This window comes from Roseomonas rosulenta (genome assembly GCF_016106005.1).
Taxonomy (GTDB): Bacteria; Pseudomonadota; Alphaproteobacteria; order Acetobacterales; family Acetobacteraceae; genus Neoroseomonas; species Neoroseomonas rosulenta.
Map to the genome: position 1 here is coordinate 1 of NZ_JACADR010000632.1, position 661 is coordinate 661.

At 77.6% G+C, this 661-nt stretch carries 1 protein-coding gene; it reads left to right on the forward strand.

All coding sequences use genetic code 11. The features are described 5' to 3' along the window. A partial coding sequence (locus tag HW578_RS27355) for an O-antigen ligase family protein (protein WP_198373824.1) occupies nt 1-548 on the forward strand: 548 nt, incomplete at its 5' end. Nucleotides 549-661 lie beyond the last annotated feature (113 nt).

Sequence of the window (661 nt, forward strand, 5' to 3'; positions counted from 1 at the left end):
GGCGCGGCGCGGCACTGCTGTGGCCGGGCGCCGTGCTGGGCGGGACGGCGGGGGTGCTGGCGGTGATCCTGTCCGATCCCGGGCTCGCCGCCGGGCTGCGCACGGTGGAACGCCTCGCCGATGGCGACATCGCGCAATCCTCGGGCCGGCTCGCGCTGTGGCGCGCGGCAGCGGAGCACGGCGCGGCGGTGCTGCCCTTCGGCCTGGGCACCGGCGGCTTCAGCATCGCGGCGGGGTTCGGCGAGCGTCGCGGGATGTACCCGCACAACCACGCCCTGGAAGCGCTGGCCGAGGGCGGGCTGCCGGGCATCGCGCTGTGGCTGCTGGCCTTCGGTGGTGGTGGCGCTGCGGCGCTGTGGCTCGGCGCGCGCGGCGAGGGCTGGCGCGCTGCGCGCATCGCCGCGCTGGTGCTGCCGGTGGCGCTGTCGGTGATGGTCTCGACCGATCTCGGCAACCGCATGGCGTGGTTCGCGCTGGGGCTCGCGCTCGGGCCCGGCCTGCGATCGGAGAGCGGAGATGTACGCGCGCTTCGGCAAGCGGGCGCTTGATGCCGCCGGCGCGGCGGCGCTGCTGGCGCTGCTGGCGCCGGCGCTGCTGCTGGTGGCGGTCGCGGTGCGCATCGCGCTCGGCGCGCCGGTGCTGTTCCGCCAGGCCCGCGCGG